This window comes from Proteus sp. GOKU, from assembly GCF_015475555.1.
GTDB classification, from domain to species: domain Bacteria; phylum Pseudomonadota; class Gammaproteobacteria; order Enterobacterales; family Enterobacteriaceae; genus Proteus; species Proteus mirabilis_B.
The window spans coordinates 2,993,528-3,011,445 of the sequence record NZ_CP034105.1 but is presented as its reverse complement, the minus strand read 5'-3'; the positions used below and the strand labels follow the sequence as shown (position 1 = coordinate 3,011,445).

Here is a 17,918-nt window from a genome sequence, read left to right as displayed (position 1 = left end):
ATAATAAAAAGCCTTCTGGGGAGAAGGCGAAGAGATGAGTATAGATATTATATTTATAAGAATTTAGAAAAGAGAGAAAATCTTATTCTTTCATACTGATGAAGATGTTTTTCACTTGGCTATAAGCATCTAACATCATTTTATGTGTTTCACGTCCTAAGCCTGATTTCTTGTAACCCCCAAAAGGTGCGTGAGCTGGGAGTTCGTGATAAGTGTTGACCCACATACGGCCGGTTCTTACTGCTTTTGCAACACGTAAGGCACGGTTAATATCTTGAGTCCAAACACCACCACCAAGGCCATATTCAGAGTCATTCGCCATTTCGATCACTTCATCTTCATTATCGAATGGAATAACACACAATACAGGTCCAAAAATTTCTTCTCGGGCAACACGCATTTGGTTTGTTGCATTGATGATGATGGTTGGACGAACAAAGAAGCCGTCATTATAACCTTCACCCGTAATACGCTCACCACCTGTTAAAACAGTTGCACCTTCTTTTTTCGCGAGTTCAACATAGCCTAAGATGGTATCCATTTGATCTTGGCTAACTTGTGTCCCCATTTGTGTATTCGGATCAAGTGGGTCGCCGACACGAATACTCTCAAATTCAGTTTTTAATGCTTTCAAAAATTCATCATGAATATCTTTATGTAAGAACAAACGTGAACCTGATTCACAAGCTTGTCCTTGGTTCATCAATATTGCCAATGCTGAATATTTGACTGCTTTTTTCATATTCGCATCAGGGAACACGATATTGGCTGATTTACCGCCTAATTCCAATGTTGCTGGAACCATTTTTTTCGCCGCAGCTTCTGCTACGGTATAACCCACATTGGTAGAGCCAGTAAACGCAAGTTTATCAATATCTTCGTGCTCTAAAATAGCTTGTCCTACAACAGATCCGCGTCCGGTAACAATATTAATTACACCAGCTGGTAATATTTCATTTAAAATACGACCTAGCTCTAATAATGAAAGGGAAGTCAGTGTTGCTGGATTAATCACCACGGTGTCACCCGCTGCAATCGCTGGTGCCAATTTCCATGCTGCCATTAATAATGGGAAGTTCCACGGAATAATTTGACCCACCACACCAATAGGTTCGCGAATAACAAGGCTAATGGTATTTTCGTCTAGGACGGCACTTTCATCGGTATGAGAGCGTATCACGCCTGCAAAATATCGAAAATGGTCAATAGAGGCAGGTAAATCTATGTTTTTCGACTCATTGAGTGGCTTACCATTATCTAATGACTCAATCCAAGCAAAGCGTTCTTGTTCCTGCTCTAAGCGATCCGCGATTTTTAATAAGAGGGCTTGACGCTCAGCTGGTGACGTTTTACTCCATGTTTTGAATGCTTTACGAGCAGCACTGACTGCGCGTTCAACATCTTCAGCACTACCAGATTGGTATTCACTTAATAATTCACCCGTAGCTGGGCTATAAGTTTTCGTTGTTTTTTGCGATGTGCTAGATACCCATTCTCCTCCAATTAGCATTTTATAACTTTCTAGAGGACGAAATTCTGATGGAACATTATTTAATTTAATCATTTTTAATCTCCAATGTAGGGATGAGCATCATTCAAATGTGTAGTTTCATTTCGTAATACTCGTGCTAATAACATATCTCAATTGAAATAATTTGATTAGCTATTGATGCAATAGGTGATATTAACTATAAAAAATAGTAATGAATATTACTGACTTAACAAAAATGGATAAACTTAATCGTTTCATCTCTCAGTATTTATATGATTAAACAAAAAATAACCGTCAAAAATCATTAAACATTCCTTCTTATTTCGTCATCATCGGCACAATGCAATAGCGCTCTCTTTTTTGGGAAAATTATTTTGAGGCTTAAGCAAAATCAAAGGATAAAAAAAGGGATATTAAAAAATTTGCTAGAAATTGCGTTAGATCAAACAACATTTAAATTGTTCAATATTGCCCTTTCGCTCTTATAAAAATGGCGTATTCTTATGTTGCATCTGGAATACAACTTATAAAAATAAAGCATGATCTTTTATTAGAAGGAATACGATATGTATTGTGTGCAATGTGAACAAACAATGAAAACGCCTGTAGGTAATGGTTGTGCCTATGCGCAAGGTATGTGTGGTAAAACAGCAGAAACTTCAGATCTTCAAGATTTACTCGTTGCAGTATTAGAAGGACTTTCAGCGTGGGCTTTAGCGGCGCGTAGTGTTGGTATTATTGATCATGATGTAGATAGCTTTGCTCCTCGTGCTTTTTTCTCTACGTTAACTAACGTCAACTTTGATTCTGATCGCATTGTCGGTTATGCGAAAGAAGCTATCTATTTCCGTGAAAGTTTGAAATCTCGCACTTTAGCGAAAAATGCAGCCATTCAAGTCACTAACCCTAGAGCTGAAATTCAATTAGCGGGTAGCGATTTAGATAGCTTACAAAAACAAGCTCAGCTTTTTGCTTTAAATGCAGATAAAGCGCAAATCGGTGATGATCTTCATGGATTACGTATGCTGTGCCTGTATGGCTTAAAAGGGGCTGCGGCTTATATGGAGCACGCGCATGTTTTAGGTCAGTATGACAATGAAATTTATGCAGAATATCACCGTTATATGGCGTGGTTAGGTACTGATCCTTCTGATATGAATGAGTTGTTAGAAAATGCGATGGGCATTGGTCAAATGAACTTCCGCATTATGGCTATTCTTGATAAAGGCGAAACTCAAGCTTACGGTAACCCAACACCAGTTACTGTTAACGTTCGCCCTGTTGCAGGTAAAGCTATTTTAATTTCAGGTCATGACCTGAAAGATCTGCAAATGCTTCTTGAGCAAACTGAAGGTAAAGGGATCAACATTTATACTCATGGTGAAATGTTACCTGCCCATGGTTATCCAGAACTTAAAAAATACAAACACTTAGTGGGTAATTACGGTAGTGGTTGGCAGAATCAGCAAATTGAGTTTGCAAAATTCCCTGGCCCTGTACTAATGACTTCAAACTGTATTATTGATCCGAATGTAGGTAATTACGGTGACCGTATTTGGACTCGTAGTATTGTTGGCTGGCCGGGCGTAAAACATATTACTGGTGATGACTTCTCTGAAATGATTGAACAAGCACAATCATTAGAAGGCTTCCCATACAATGAAATTGAGCATTTAATTACAGTTGGTTTCGGTCGTGAAACACTATTAAATGCTGCTGATACTGTGATTGATTTAGTCTCACAGAAAAAATTACGCCATGTTTTCTTAGTGGGTGGTTGTGATGGTAGCCGTGGTGAACGTAGTTACTACACCGATCTTGCAAGAGAAATTCCACAAGATTGTTTAATTATGACTTTGGCGTGTGGTAAATACCGTTTCAATAAGCTGGATTTCGGTACTTTAGAAGGCTTACCACGCTTACTTGATGTGGGTCAGTGTAACGATGCTTACTCAGCGATTATGCTAGCGGTTAACCTTGCCGAGAAATTAGGTTGTGGTGTGAATGACTTACCACTGTCTTTAATTCTCTCTTGGTTCGAGCAAAAAGCGATTGTTATCTTATTGACTCTGCTTTCATTAGGCGTGAAAAACATTTATACCGGTCCAACAGCACCTGCATTCTTAACTGACAATCTGTTGGCGGTACTAAATGAGAAATTTGGTATGCGCTCTATTACTACACCAGAACAAGATCTTAAAGATATTCTTTCTGCTTAATGTTTTAAATTCATTATCATTACCGAAGCCTACGGGCTTCGGTGAAGGATCAATATCCATGACGATGCCTACTTCTCTTTGTCCTAATCGTATGCAAGTTCACTCTATTCATCAGGAAACACCTGAAGTGTGGACGCTAAATTTAATTAATCATGACTTTTATTCTTATAAACCAGGTCAATTTGCACTGGTGAGTATCAATAATAGTGATGAAACAATGCGCGCTTATACCATTTCATCTTCTCCGGGATTAAGCCCATTTATCACTTTAACCGTTCGTCGTTTAGAAAATGGCGTGGGTTCAGGTTGGTTAACATCACAAGTAAAACCGGGTGATTATCTTTGGTTATCTGATGCTCAGGGTGAATTTACTTGTGCAGGTAAAGAAGGTGCGCGCTATTTAATGTTGGCGGCAGGATGCGGTGTTACACCCGTTATGTCGATGACACGTTGGTTGTTAAATAATCAACCTAAAGCAGATATTACAGTTATTTTTAATATTCGCGAGCAAAGCCAGTTTATTTTTGAGAAAGAGTGGATCGAATTAGCAAATGCATATCCATACAATCTCAATTTTATCATGATGCCAAAATTGCCTGATAATAAAGGGTTATTTAGCGGTCGCATTTCTCAAGAAAAATTAGCCGCATTAGTCCCTGATATTGCGAGTCGTACTGTCATGTGTTGTGGCCCAAATAGCTATATGGAAGACACAGGACGTTTTGCAAGAAATCTTGGCGTACCTGCTGAGAATATCTTTATGGAACGTTTTGGTGATGAGCCTGTTTGTGTTGATGAAAACGAACAATTAACCATGACTATTCGCCATCCATTATCACAAATTAAAGTTCCTGTTGGTGTAACTTTATTATCAGCAATGGAAGAAAATAAAGTTCCTGTTTTTGCAGCTTGTCGTGCAGGAGTTTGTGGTAGTTGTAAAACGCGCATCGCGAGTGGTGATTATGATGTCAGTAGTACCAGCACATTAACGGCTGAAGAGATAGCTCAAGGTTATGTCTTAGCATGTAGTTGTCGTTTAAAAGGAGATGTTGAGCTCGCTTAACCTCTTTTTATTAAGTATTTCCTTCTATTTTCCTGTTTTTCTTACCCTGTTAATTTATTAACAGGGTTTTTTATGCCTATTCCTCCCATTAAAAAAACGAATAATCTGGAAAATGCTTCCCTTTATTTTAAATTAAAGACAGCTTTTATTTATTCAGAATAATAAAAGTATTGGAAATGATGACTCATTAAAAATATATTTTAGTTAGTGGGGAGTTTCCTTATAAACATTCTGCTATTATTTAAATTATTGACTGGGTAAGGGGGGGTATATGAAAAAATTGTTAGTTATTTGTTTATTTAGTGTCATGTTATCTGGCTGTGAAAAACCTCAACAAACCCTTGATGGCTCTAATGTAGAGTCACTACGTATCTCAATTGTTGAAATGCGTAATTCTCTCCCTCTTGATGAACAATCGCGTTTTGATGAAGCAATAGAATTAGCTATTCTGAATGATATTAATTTTAATGATTTAGTTATCGCTGGGCGTCATAAAAATGCGGATATTATCACTCGTAAAATGTGCCAATCATTAGATGGTAAAACGGTAAAAGAGATATTTTTGCAAGCAGAAGAAATAAGAGTACAAAAATTAGCATTTAAATAATCAATTAATAAACAGATTTCTTCTTAACTATACGATTTTAACTTTCGTAGGAAAGCCTCATTTCTTTTTTATATATTGGTTTCGAATGGAATTATATTATTTAATTGTATGATGAATGTGATGGCTATTTTTCAATAGAACTTAAACAAAATCGTTATCGTGCTTTTCATTATATTGTGAGTGGTTATAATGCGCGCCGCATTCGCAAGAAAAGTGCAGTATCTCGTTAGGCGAGGCTCCTATACAAACACAGGTTACTGATCTGACGACGTCGAGAGACGCCCAAGATTAGGACAGGATATATCGACCGAAGGTATATCCCCATGTAACTTCCAGTATTCATCGGATACGTTGTATAGTGCTAAAACCGAGACGTGTAGATAGCTTTTGCATTCTCGCTTCTGGTTTCGCCCCTATGGAGAACTGATTTGCTAAACACAAACAGTAATAGGGAACCACAAAAATGAAATTCAATACTCAAAACAAAATGGATGCTGTATTAGTTGCAGATGCATCCTTAAACACACCTCAAAACAACTCAACTCAAGACCAATACAATCGTTTAAAAGATGATGCAACGGTTAGCGCTTATATGAGCCAGTCTTATATTGCTGTTTCTGTCGCTGATTCTGTTGAAAATGTGAAAGCTCAATTAGTTAATGATTTAAAAGATGAATTAATTCCAACCTATTTATATGTGGTGGATAAAGATAATTATCTAAATGGGATTTTGCCCGTTAAATCATTATTAACAGCTGCGAATGATCTGTTTGTCTCTGATGTGATGCGTCAAACCTTTTTTTCTGTCTCACCAGAACAGAATCGACATGATGTTTATCAACTGATTAGCCATAGCGGTTTAGACAGCGTACCGGTGATGCATTTTGGAAAGTTAGTCGGTGTTTTACGTCCTCAAGATATTGCTGAATTAATTGAAGATGAAAATACACTGGATGCACAAATGCAGGGTGCAACTTCACCTTTAGAGCAGCCTTATTTAGAAACCAGTCCGGTGACATTATGGCGTAAACGTGTTGTGTGGTTATTGATGCTGTTTGTGGCAGAAGCGTATACCAGTACGGTATTACATGCTTTTGAAGACAGATTAGAAGCTGCAATTTCATTAGCTTTCTTTATTCCATTGCTAATTGGTACAGGCGGAAATAGTGGTACGCAGATCACCTCAACATTAGTACGTGCTATGGCATTAGGGGAAGTGAGCTTACGTAATGTTTGGTCTGTATTAAGAAAAGAGATAACCACATCCATAATGGTCGCACTGACTATGGGTATTGCCGGTTTTGTGCGTGCTTGGTTCTTAGGTGTGGGTATGGAAGTGATGATTGTTGTTGGCTTAACGCTCGTTTCAATCACTGTTTGGAGTGCGATTGTTTCGTCTGTTATTCCAATGGTATTAAAGCGCTTAGGTATCGATCCTGCGGTTGTTTCAGCACCGTTTATCGCGACTTTAATTGATGGTACAGGTCTTATTATTTACTTTGAAATCGCATCTCATGTGATGAGCGAGTTTGCTTAAGACAATCCCATATATTTATTCTCAAGATAAAGCCGATGTGACTTAATCAACACATCGGCTTTATTTTTATCTACACGAGTTCGCGTTCAATAAATTGTAAAATCGCCTGACAGTGGCGACAACGGTATTGTGTTTCTCCGCGTAATACTTTGTTATGACGGCGAATAGTGAGCTGGTGTTTCTCTTCACAATGGCAAGCATAAGGAAAGGTCTTAGCTTTAACGGCGCTGACATCAAAATGATGAGTACGTTTAGCTGAAACTTGTAATACTGTTTCCATCATCCATTTCCACTCTTTCCCATGAGGCGCTACACGACCAAAATGGCGATTAACTAATAAATGAGCTAATTCATGAGGAATAACTTCTTCAATAAAATTCTGTTTATTTTCAATCAATAATGTAGGATTAATACGGATTTCCCAATTTGCATAATAGGCACTGCCTGCAATAGTTCCTCTCTGATTATAATGTAGAGTAGGTTCTGGGTAATTTGTATTAAGATAAAGATTAGCCTGCTGCAATTTTTCACGCAGTGTTCGCATAACGCTTTGCACTAAGGCGATGGGGACTCTTACCGTTTTCATGTTACAGAGCATATAGCGCCTTATACAAACACGCAATAAAAAGAAAACTTGCACAATATATAAATTAACATATTATTAAAAAGTATATTGATTATGGAGTTTACCATGACACAACGAGTTCAACCTGATTTATTAGATGCAATGAAATTGGCGGCTAATGAAGCGTCTAGTATGCTTAAGACGCTAGGAAATGGCGATCGCCTCTTATTATTGTGTCAGCTAAGTCAGGGCGAAAAAAGTGTGAGTGAATTAGAAGAGAGTCTAGGTATTCGTCAACCGACACTTTCTCAACAGCTAACCGTTTTGCGTAATGAAGGGTTAGTGAATACTCGTCGTGATGGAAAACGTATCTTTTATTCTATTGCTGATGAAAAAGTTCTTGTGCTACTCAATACGCTTTATCAGCTTTATTGCCCGATAGCAGGTTAATTTATGAATATAGATTGGGTTCACTTTACGCCTTTAAGTGCGGCAATTGGTGGGCTTATGATAGGTGCAGCTGCCGCCATTCTACTGTTATTTAATGGTCGCATTGCAGGAATAAGCGGTATTTTAGGTGGTGTGTTATCAACAAAACAGCAGGGAAATGGTTGGCGTTGGGCATTTTTACTTGGCATGCTAATCGCACCTACACTGTTTTATTTTTTTGATAAACCTTTGTCGCCAGTGATTGAAACGTCACCTTGGATGCTAATTATTGCTGGGGTGCTGGTGGGAGCAGGCACTCGTTTAGGTAATGGTTGCACTAGCGGTCATGGCATTTGTGGGTTAGCACGATTATCACGTCGCTCGATGGTGGCAGTTCTCGTCTTTATGGTGACTGCATTTATTACCGTTTATATTCAGCGCCACGTAATAGGAATAGGAGGCTAAGAAAATGACCAAGTTTGTTGCTTTTCTTTGTGGTCTTCTATTCAGTGCAGGATTGATTGTTGGTGGAATGAGCAATCCGCAAAAAATTCTGGGTTTTCTGGATATCACGGGAAACTGGGATCCCTCTTTATTGATAATTATGGGGGCAGGATTGGTTGTCAGTGTAATTGGTTACCAATTAACACGCCGTAGTCAACAAAGTATTTTAGCGTGTCCTTTAAATATTCCGACCAATAAAGTGATTGATAAACCATTGGTGTTGGGTAGTGTATTATTCGGTCTTGGTTGGGGATTAGCTGGAATTTGCCCAGGTCCTGGTTTGGTATTAGCAGGTGCTGGGTTTTATCAAGGTATTTTATTTGTCCTTGCCATGATTGTGGGTTGGTTGCTCGTTGGGTTTTTTCGTAAAACGCAATAATGACAACTTACTATCGCAATATTAGCGAAAGCGTTAAACGGGAAGCCAGTGCTTCCCGTTTGTGTATTTAATACATTTAAACATTATTTAAAGTCAGCATAAGGAATAAGAGGATTTGGCGGTAAATCTAAATCACCATTCCAACCATCAAATGAATAACGTAAGTACATTAATGCATGACTTGGGGTATAGTTTTTTGCTTGTTGAATATCAATAGCTGCACCAATAAACCAATGTGGTGTAATTCGATGTTCAACTAATGCTCTTGCGGTATAACCAAAACCATTGCTGGAGTCTCCTTCATCAACAGCGTCACGCTCTTGATAATAAAGTCTCATCATCTCTTCTCGATCCTCAGGGCTAAGCCCATTCATATAGCGATTGAATTTATCGGGAGAAATGAGATTTTGTAAAGGATAGCGCTTTCTGTCATCTGTTTGGGAGTAAGACCAAGAAAGAGAGCCTGATAATTCCCAAGACCAATTTTCAGTGCGTTCACGATAATTAATTGGAACCCCTAAAGAGACATATTTTTGAGGACTATAATAACCACCTTGACCTAAAGTGTATCCGCTTAAGTCTTTATCATAATGCCAAAGCATTGTGCTTAACCCGACAGAAACGCGGCGATTGTTCTCATTGATAAGTTTATAATAATAGCCACCCATTCCTCGAATACTGCTATTATCTTCAACGTTTTTACCCGTCAGTTTATCAACAGAAACTTCGCCCCAATAACCGTCTTTTCCGCCTAAGTCATAGCTTCCACTTAAACGAACGCCAGTTCTTCTCACTCCGCCCCATGTTTGGTTAGTCCAAATATCTCGTTGACCAGCAAAAGCCAGTTGCGAGCTATTAACTGGACGACGGTGAACATCAAGTGTCCAGCCCACATTAAAAAGATCATAATTATAGGCGATTTTACCAACCCAATCAGTTACCTCGAAACCCAGTGGTGTTGTACCAAGATCCCATTGCCATTGGCCATTTTCCCAGCCAATTGCAGGGCTAACACCAAAGGATTTTTGTTCTAGCGGGAAACAACCCGTGCGATAGCAAGTCCCAAATTTAGAGTCATAAGGTGAAGTACCCAGTTTGCCACTGCTGAGATTAACTAAATCTGCCCGCCAAAAGAAACGACCATCATAAACAGGGTGATCGAGTTGTAACATTGTGGTGTGAGCGCGTAGTTTCGAATAGCCTTCGCTACCACTAGAGCCCCAATAATCATGTTCAAGAGTAAAACGCCACTCTTGTTGACGATAAAGAGAGTGAGCATCAGCTCGTAAGCTTCGAGATAGCCAGTTATCTTTTTCGTCATTACGCATTAATGTGGTGTACTCAATATTATCTTTTGGCAACCTATCTGTTATTCCATCCTTGATCATCGCTTGTTGGTAATAATAGTGAGCTTGTTGACGATGTTGCTCATCACGTTGAAAACGAGCAATATCGCGTAATACTAAAGCATCAGCACTGTCTGGCTCCGTTTCAATTTGTTGTGCCAAGTAAGCAAAATAGTGTTGTGCTTTTTCTGTATTCCCCACCTCTTTTTCTGCATTGGCAACACGTCTAATAGAGTTGCTATTAAACTGGTTGGGTGAAAGTGTTTCTATTTTCGTAAGATAGTATTTTGCCTGTGCTTGTTGCCCTTGTTCCAAGGCAATATCTGTTGCGCCTAATAATGCCGTTTCATTGTTAGGCTCTAGATTTAAAGCGGTATGGTAATAACTTAAAGCTTGTTCAAGATTATTTCGCTCTTGAGCCCAGTTCGCTAATAGTAAATAAGTCTGAATTTTTTGCTCTGGTGGAATATGAGCAAAAAGGTAATCAACAGCCTGTTGTTCTTGTCCTTTTGCGCGTAGAGACTCTGCGTGCGCTAATATTTCACCAAAACGTAATCGACTATCTAACGCTTTCATACTCTCGCTACGCTGAGACAAAGGAATTGTTTTTAGCGTATCAAGTGCTTGAGTTTCTCGTCCTGTTTTATTGAGATATAGCGCATAGGCGTAAAGACGAGATGGATCATTAGGGAGGCGGTGATTTAGTTGATTAAAATACTCTTCAGCTTCAGAGTCTCGTTGAGTTATTAATAAATCATCAGTAAGCCGATAAATATTCCAAACATCATTAGGATAATCTTTAGCAATTGCTTTACGTTTTTCAATCGCACTAAAGTATTGCTCTTGATGCTCATCATCAGCGGCTAAATCTTGTCTTATGCCAGAGATAATATAGCCATAATCTTCTGCCAAATTTTTATATTGTCTTGGCGTTAAACCATTAATAAATTGTTGTGCTTTATCATGTGACTGTTGGCGATAAAGTTTTGCGAGGCTATGTAACGTCGCAGGGTGATTGGGTTGATATTTTAAAGCTTGTAAATAATGGCTTTCAGCAACATCCAACTCGCGTTGTGCAACGGCAATGTCACCTAAACCAATATAAGGCTCGCTTTCATAAGGGCTTAACTTATTGAGTTGGTTAAAATATCGTTCAGCTAATTCATAATCTTGTTTTAAGAGCGCTTCATCACCTTTTGAAAGCAGATGCCAATATTGATTAGCCTGCAACATGGATCGCCATTGACCGCTATTATCATGGTTGGGTGATAATTTCAGCGCTTGTGAAAGATAATAAATAGCCGCACCACGCTGATTTGCGCGAGAATAACGTACACCTAAAGCACCTACAACATCCGCATTATCAGGTTGTTGTCGTGCTTTTTGTTTTAAGGTCGCAATAGGCAGAGAGGCAACCTCTGTTTTAGGTTTTACAGAGGAAGCCGTACTGGTTGTGCCTGTTGTAACCACTGATTTTATTGTGGATTGTTGCTGGTAGAGACTCGCTATTTTCTCATTCTGAGGATATTGGCGATAAATATGATCCAGTCTATCAACCTTATCATCATGAGAAGATTGCATAAGCACTTGAATATATTCCAGTGCTAAAGTCTCATCCGGTGGCATTCCTCGATAAATTTCATCGTATAAATTGAGTGCATCATCATAGCGCCCAGCTGTACGGTAAAGCTGGGCTCGCTGTAATTTTTGCCGATTAACATCCGTTGTCAGTGATAAGGTTTTTATTGCACGTTGATATTGCTCTGATTGAGGAAACTGAGTACCTAATTGAGTAAATAACTGTTGTGCTTTTGCATTATCTTTCTGTTTAACGGCAAACTGAATTTGCATTAATAAGATATTAGGATCATTGGGTTTAATTAACGCTAAACGATGCAACGATTGAGCCACTAAAACTTCATTTCCCGTGGATGTTCCTAATCTCACTTGCTCTTGTAAAAAGGCTTCCGTTGTCTCTTCGCTGGCTTGCGTGACAGGCAAAATGCCTGTCAGCAAAAAGAGAGCAATAACAGAGTGGCGATGTGTGTGACTAAATTGCCACATAGCTTAATCCTTAGCCGCTAAACGACGTTGGCTTCTTATTTTCATTGCTCGCCAAATAAGAAGAGAGACAAGAATAATGCCGATAATTGCCGCTAAACCAAGCCATATAGGGTGAGATGCAAACACATACCAAACTTCTTCCCACCAAGGTAAATAACCGACGAAATAAGTGTCACCCACACGTAAGCTATTTACGCCAGATTCTCTGACTAATACCACTGAACCATGCATAGCATCACGTTTACCGCTATCACTGATTGCCTCATTTAACAGTTTGTAACCTTGTGTACTATCGGCTAATAGTGCGATAACGCTACGTTGTGAAAAGAATGGAGATTGGAAACCAATAATTGCACCCATTGATCCTTTAGACGTCAGGGAGATACGGCTATCAGGGCGTTTATCAGTCGGTTGATAACTTGTGTGGCTAAAGATACTGATCTCACGAGAAGGCAGAGTGATTTCACTACGTGCTTTATCAATCAGTACATTCATCTGTTTATCATTATTTAATGCTGGTGGAATTGTGCCGATAAGCAGCAGATCCGCATCTCTTTTTTGTACTTCTTCTAATGAATCAGTTAATGAAACATTCAGTGCTGGATAACCTGTTTGAGCACCGATATTCCCCGTTGAAATTAATAGGGTAGATAACTGCGTTGGTGAAGGTTGTTTATTAACAAAAATCAGGGTTTCAGACAGATCCGCATAACGGCTAAATGGGAAACCAGCATGGCTGTAAACGCGTAAGTCAGGCAGTGCAATATAGTGTCGATAATCACCAGTGAAATTAAAACTAGATAAATCATCAATTGCCACTGCATTTGGAACCGGTTGATAAGTAATACATTGATCTAGTGAACCACCCGGAATTGGGTTGGTGTAATCAAAGGCAAATGTGATTTGGTTACGTTCACCCAGTTTTACTGCGGGAATATTCAATAAATTCTTATGCTCAATCCAACCTTGAATAAGCGGTAAATAAGCGATAACGAGATTATCTTTTTTATCTTTCTCAAGAGGATAAGCTTTAATGAAATGGTCGTTTACTGAGATAGACATACGAGAGTCATCTTGAAATGCAGGTGCGGTATAGCGATAACGCAATTGCATTTGTAATCCCGTATTATTAAACATAAAGAGATCAGGCGGTAACGTCATATTCAACGTAATAGGATTCGGTTTTAATCCGCGAGATTGCAACTGACCTTCATAGTCTTGTAACGTATTAAAATAGATAGGTTTATTCAGCTGTACCCATTTTGGCGCATCATAAGGCTCTCGAGGGATCAATTTTTTTACTTCATTAATTGTAACGACATTTCCTCTAAAAATAACTTGTCCACGGGCTATTCCGTTTACGGCAGTGATCAAATCATTATCATCACGCCCCATAATAAGAAGTAATTTAATATAAGGATTAGTTGGATGTGTCAGCATTTCGATAGTGGGTGCTTTAACATCAGGATGTTGTTTTAAAAATGCCGGTTTTTGTTTATTAGTTGCAAAAACAATACTGTGTTGATTTGGCAACGCATCATAATAAACAGGATAATTTTGCTTACGCCAATCAACTTGAGTACCAAACCAAGAAGAGAGTATAGCTGCCGCTTTCTGTTGGACTAGATTAGGCGACTGATTGAACACCATCGGCAGTGTTAATTCGCCAAAATCACGACTGTCAAAAAATGGCTCTGGGAAGTGCGCTAATTCATTACCTAAACGGAGTGATTGAAAGGTTAAATTCAACTGACTGCTTTTACTCACATCAAGCCAGAGTGTGGTATTTGCTTGGTTCTCACAAATTTCACGATAATGGCCAATAAAAGAGAGTTTTATATGGTTAAAATCTTGAATAAATAAGGGATCAATTGGTATCGTAATTTGGTTTTTCTTACCTAAATCTTCCTGTTTTAAGGTAATAACTCCCATTAATTCATCATTTAAATAGACATTAAGATGAGATTCCACAGGAAGGAGTGATGGAGACGGTGTAAATTCTAAATCGAGAGTCGCTTTTGAAATATATTCATCACTACGTACACCAAATTCTAAATAGCCGTCAGGGCTAACACCGGTTAAATGAATAGCGCCATAACTAGGTGCTGTCTCTGAAAATCTTAATATTTTCTGGCGAGCTGAAGGTGTGATATCAGCAGAAGGCAGTTGTGCATTTACAGGCACTGCTTGAGAAACAACTTCAGGAGCCGCTTCAGTTATTGTAACAGGTGGCGCTGAAATATTGGTTTGCGCTTCTTGCGTTTCATCTCCATGAACTGAAGAAGTGAGCATAAATAAGGCAAATATGAGAAAACGTTTTTTCATTATTGTTACCCATGATCTTATTGTTTATTAATAAATTCCCAGAAAACTGAGTTTTTCCTTCAAGACTGATGAAATATTTGTGAAACATTTACGCGTTGAGGGAGTAACGATGAAAGCCACAGCAAAAACAAACCGAGTAAGCGAAAAGTGGCGTAAATAAAGTAAGGAGCACGTTTTAATAAGGTGTTATAACCTTGCATGCTGATAAAAATGATGTTCTTGAGACTACTTAAAGGTCTGTCGGTTGGAAGTTCATTTTGCCAATCAGCCCAAGTATCGGCTCGCTCAAAAGTACACGCAGTAAATTCGATAGCTTTTTGCGTTGTCATTTCAAGAAGTTGTAACCCAATAATTTGCCCATCAACACGTGAAATATTGGCTTTAAAGGCGTGTTCACGCTGATTTTCACTGAGTAATAGAGTGATACTTTCATTTGGAGAGAGTGAAAGTATGACATTATCAGGTAATTGAATGGCACAGCTATTATCAGAAAAATCATAGAGATAACAGCGATAGAGAGAGCCATTATTTAACAGCAACATGGCAGGAACTTTAACGCGAACGCGAGGGAAACGGCGTTGTTGCTTTGTTTCGACAGAAACTGCAATAGCAACACCCAGTAAGATAAGGTTATAGCAAACCCACAATAAACACATCACAACAGCCCAAGCTTCATCAGGATCGCCTGTTGCAATGCGCCAAAAGGCAAACAAAATACCCAATAAATTTAGGTTGAGAAAGAGTAAGTAAGGGCGGTTAATTCGCCAATCGACAAAACCTTCTTCCATCACGCCACCTTTGCCAGTAACGTTGAAAGTCCCTTTATGAGGAGAGAAAAGAGTACTCAACACTGGGCGAGTGGTGTACCACGCCAAAATTGTTTCATAAACTTCACCCCAGAATGAGTGGCGATAAGCGCCTTGTAACTTCGCACTTGCGAGTGAAATATGGATCAAATACGGTACAACATAGAGGGCGATGGCAACCGCAGGTGCATAAATGATATAGGCGTGGAAAAAAAGAAACGTCAGTGGTGCAAGTAAGAAAACCATCCGTGGAATGCCAGAGAAAAAGTGCAACATAGCATTTAAGTAACAAAGACGTTGTGGCAGGCTCAAACCTTTACCAAAGAGTGGATTATCAAGTCGGAATATTTGAACCATTCCTCTTGCCCATCGAATGCGTTGGCCTATGTGCGCGGATAATGATTCAGTCGCTAAACCTGCGGCTTGTGGAATGCGAATATAAGCTGATCTCCAGCCATGACGGTGTAAACGTAATGAGGTATGCGCATCTTCTGTAACTGTTTCAACAGCAATACCACCAATTTCATCTAATGCAGTACGACGTAAAACGGCACACGAGCCGCAGAAAAACGCTGCATTCCAAGTGTCATTTCCATCCTGAACTAATCCATAAAAGAGTGTGCCTTCATTCGGCGTTTCACGGAAATTATCTAAATTACGTTCAAAAGGGTCGGGTGAGAAAAAATGGTGCGGTGTTTGCACCAAAGCCATTTTTTCATCTTTTAAAAACCATCCCATCGTAAATTGTAGAAATGAACGTGTTGGAATATGGTCGCAGTCAAAGATAGCGACAAATTCACCAGAAGCGAGAGTTAAGGCATGATTGATATTACCTGCCTTAGCAAAATCGTGTTTTTCTCGTGCGATATAACGAATACCCACTTCTTGAGCAAACGCCTTAAATTCAGGGCGGGAGCCATCATCAAGCAGATAAATAGTAAGCTTATCTTTAGGCCAATCTAAATTTAAGCTGGCATAGATGGTGGGTTTAACAACTTGTAGATCTTCGTTATAGGTAGGAATGAAAATATCAACGCTTTGCCATTGCGTAATGTCTTCAGGCATAGAAACAGGTTTTCGATGCAGTGGCCAAATACATTGCATAAAACTGAGGAATAGCACACACCAGGCATAAGTTTCAGCCAATAAAAGCAGTAAACCGCAAAATAAGCTGAAATTATCAATCCAATAAAGGGTTGATTGATAACGCCACCAAATATATCGACATGCAATTGTCAGTGCCAACATAACCATTGCAATTGAAGAGAAACGCCCCGGAATATCACGGATAGCTAAGGCAACTAACCAAAGAACAATCACAAAAACAAACTGGAACGTAAGATCAAACGGTTGAGTAATACTGAGTAAAATAAAGAAAATGGCAAAAATAGCGATAACGGAATAGAGAACATACTGCCAAAATGGCGTGGTTTTTTTCTTATGTTCAATGATGTCAATCGCGATAGGAGTGACATGAACAAAGAGTTTTTTGTATGTTTTTCGAATATAGGAAATCAGTTGTGTGGGTTTTTTAATCAGCAAATGCGCGACATAATGACAAGCTAGCCAAATGCTTTGCAACAAATAGCGTATAGGATCGAAAACTTTAGGGCAACGGGGATCGATATGAGGATATAGCTCTTGTTGTTTTCTGGCAATTCTCCGCCAGAAAGGGGATTCCATCCGTAAAAAAAGCCACATAATGCCCATAAATAGCTCGCAAATAATAGCCGCGCTACGAGATGCACCGTTATGGCGATAAAACTTGTAGTAACGAATAAGAATGTGTTGTGTCACATTCTTTTCGACTTTTTTCGTGGCATCGTAAGATGATGGCATTATGGCTGTCCCTCTTTCCTCTCAAATAACGAAAAACACCATTGAGCGAGTTGCGATATTTCTTCTACTAACATGCAATTAGCTCGGTAATCATATAAAGGTAAACGTGAGGCACACGCCTCTAATGAGGCTTCATCTCGATGAAGAACGACAGGGCATAATGGAAATGGCGTCGTTTGCCAAAATTGATAAAAATCTTGGTGAATTTGGCTGGTGGCACGAAATTGGTTAATCAGTACGTATTCATTTTCGATAAATTCGTGTTGATTAAGGCGAATATGACAGTTGCTTTCTGCCATTGCCACGGTGAAAAAAATATCCGCTTTTTCTATCCAAGATGTGAAAAGAGCATCTTCTGTGTGCTGTAAATCCATTAAAATAATGGCATCAGGGTGTAGCTGAATAAATGTCGTTAAAAAATGGGTAAGATGTTGTTTTGCTGAAAATGATAATTGTAAGAACAAATTATCCTTTGTATTAACCAAACCAAAAGGTAACACTTGGTAGTGTGGTCGATAGTAAAAAATACTCTCCTCTATTGATGTCTCTGCTAATAATGCCTGACTTAATGTGGTATTTTTTTGCTGTGCTGGAAAATAAAAAGACAAAATATTTTCAGTGCAATTATCAATAATAAGCACTTCTTTATTTTGTTGATTAAATTGTCGAGCAAGGGCAATTGCCGTGGATGTTGTACCCACTCCACCTCGAAGCCCTTTTAATACAATAAGTGGCATAGTCAG

At 38.9% G+C, this 17,918-nt stretch carries 13 protein-coding genes and 1 riboswitch; of the genes, 7 read left to right on the top strand and 6 right to left on the bottom strand.

The features are described from left to right. Window positions 1-82 precede the first annotated feature (82 nt). A complete protein-coding gene (locus EHE21_RS13950; RefSeq protein ID WP_194950968.1) occupies window positions 83-1,564 on the bottom strand; it encodes an aldehyde dehydrogenase family protein in 1,482 nt (493 codons plus the stop codon). Window positions 1,565-2,058: 494 nt separating this feature from the next. Here EHE21_RS13950 and hcp point away from each other — a divergent pair, with 494 nt between their 5' ends. The 4 genes from hcp to mgtE all read left to right on the top strand — a co-directional run bounded on the left by hcp (window position 2,059) and on the right by mgtE (window position 6,918). Next, a complete protein-coding gene (gene hcp, locus EHE21_RS13945) occupies window positions 2,059-3,711 on the top strand; it encodes a hydroxylamine reductase (RefSeq protein ID WP_098942158.1) in 1,653 nt (550 codons plus the stop codon). Window positions 3,712-3,769: 58 nt separating this feature from the next. Then, window positions 3,770-4,774 (top strand): NADH oxidoreductase, encoded by a 1,005-nt coding sequence (hcr, locus tag EHE21_RS13940; RefSeq protein WP_194950967.1) that lies wholly within the window; start codon window positions 3,770-3,772, stop codon window positions 4,772-4,774. Window positions 4,775-5,045: 271 nt separating this feature from the next. Next, the gene (locus EHE21_RS13935; protein WP_088494896.1) at window positions 5,046-5,381 is read left to right on the top strand and encodes a DUF6694 family lipoprotein; all 336 of its coding nucleotides are present in this window, start codon (window positions 5,046-5,048) and stop codon (window positions 5,379-5,381) included. A 215-nt stretch (window positions 5,382-5,596) separates the two neighbouring features. Beyond that, a riboswitch (M-box (ykoK) riboswitch) is annotated at window positions 5,597-5,768 on the top strand. A 76-nt stretch (window positions 5,769-5,844) separates the two neighbouring features. Then, on the top strand, window positions 5,845-6,918 hold the full coding sequence (gene mgtE / locus EHE21_RS13930) for a magnesium transporter (RefSeq protein ID WP_088494897.1): 1,074 nt from the start codon (window positions 5,845-5,847) through the stop codon (window positions 6,916-6,918). Between the two features lie 70 nt (window positions 6,919-6,988). On the opposite strand, the gene EHE21_RS13925 is transcribed toward mgtE, so the two are convergent. Then, entirely contained in the window at window positions 6,989-7,504 is a 516-nt protein-coding gene (locus EHE21_RS13925; RefSeq protein WP_153050569.1) for a SprT family zinc-dependent metalloprotease, read from the bottom strand. A gap of 105 nt (window positions 7,505-7,609) precedes the next feature. On the opposite strand from EHE21_RS13925, the gene EHE21_RS13920 reads away from it, so the two are divergent. The 3 genes from EHE21_RS13920 to EHE21_RS13910 are packed head-to-tail and all read left to right on the top strand — an operon-like array spanning window position 7,610 to window position 8,795. Continuing rightward, window positions 7,610-7,933, top strand: a complete 324-nt coding sequence (locus EHE21_RS13920; protein ID WP_036912417.1) for an ArsR/SmtB family transcription factor — start codon at window positions 7,610-7,612, stop codon at window positions 7,931-7,933. 3 nt (window positions 7,934-7,936) lie between these two features. Further along, on the top strand, window positions 7,937-8,377 hold the full coding sequence (locus EHE21_RS13915; RefSeq protein WP_194950966.1) for a YeeE/YedE family protein: 441 nt from the start codon (window positions 7,937-7,939) through the stop codon (window positions 8,375-8,377). A gap of 4 nt (window positions 8,378-8,381) precedes the next feature. Continuing rightward, window positions 8,382-8,795: a DUF6691 family protein gene (locus EHE21_RS13910; RefSeq protein WP_194950965.1), complete on the top strand. Its 414-nt coding sequence runs from the start codon at window positions 8,382-8,384 to the stop codon at window positions 8,793-8,795. Between the two features lie 83 nt (window positions 8,796-8,878). Here the strand turns inward: EHE21_RS13910 and bcsC are convergent, their stop codons facing one another. Genes bcsC through EHE21_RS13890 form a run of 4 tightly spaced genes read right to left on the bottom strand, consistent with a single transcriptional unit; the run spans window position 8,879 to window position 17,912 of the window. After that, entirely contained in the window at window positions 8,879-12,205 is a 3,327-nt protein-coding gene (gene bcsC, locus EHE21_RS13905; RefSeq protein ID WP_194950964.1) for a cellulose synthase complex outer membrane protein BcsC, read from the bottom strand. A gap of 3 nt (window positions 12,206-12,208) precedes the next feature. Then, the gene (bcsB, locus tag EHE21_RS13900) at window positions 12,209-14,530 is read right to left on the bottom strand and encodes a cellulose biosynthesis cyclic di-GMP-binding regulatory protein BcsB (RefSeq protein ID WP_194950963.1); all 2,322 of its coding nucleotides are present in this window, start codon (window positions 14,528-14,530) and stop codon (window positions 12,209-12,211) included. A gap of 59 nt (window positions 14,531-14,589) precedes the next feature. Continuing rightward, window positions 14,590-17,175 (bottom strand): UDP-forming cellulose synthase catalytic subunit, encoded by a 2,586-nt coding sequence (gene bcsA / locus EHE21_RS13895; RefSeq protein ID WP_194950962.1) that lies wholly within the window; start codon window positions 17,173-17,175, stop codon window positions 14,590-14,592. Beyond that, window positions 17,175-17,912, bottom strand: coding sequence for a cellulose synthase operon protein YhjQ/BcsQ (locus EHE21_RS13890; protein WP_194950961.1), 738 nt, complete (start codon window positions 17,910-17,912; stop codon window positions 17,175-17,177). The genes bcsA and EHE21_RS13890 overlap by 1 nt, the downstream gene beginning before the upstream one ends. Window positions 17,913-17,918 lie beyond the last annotated feature (6 nt).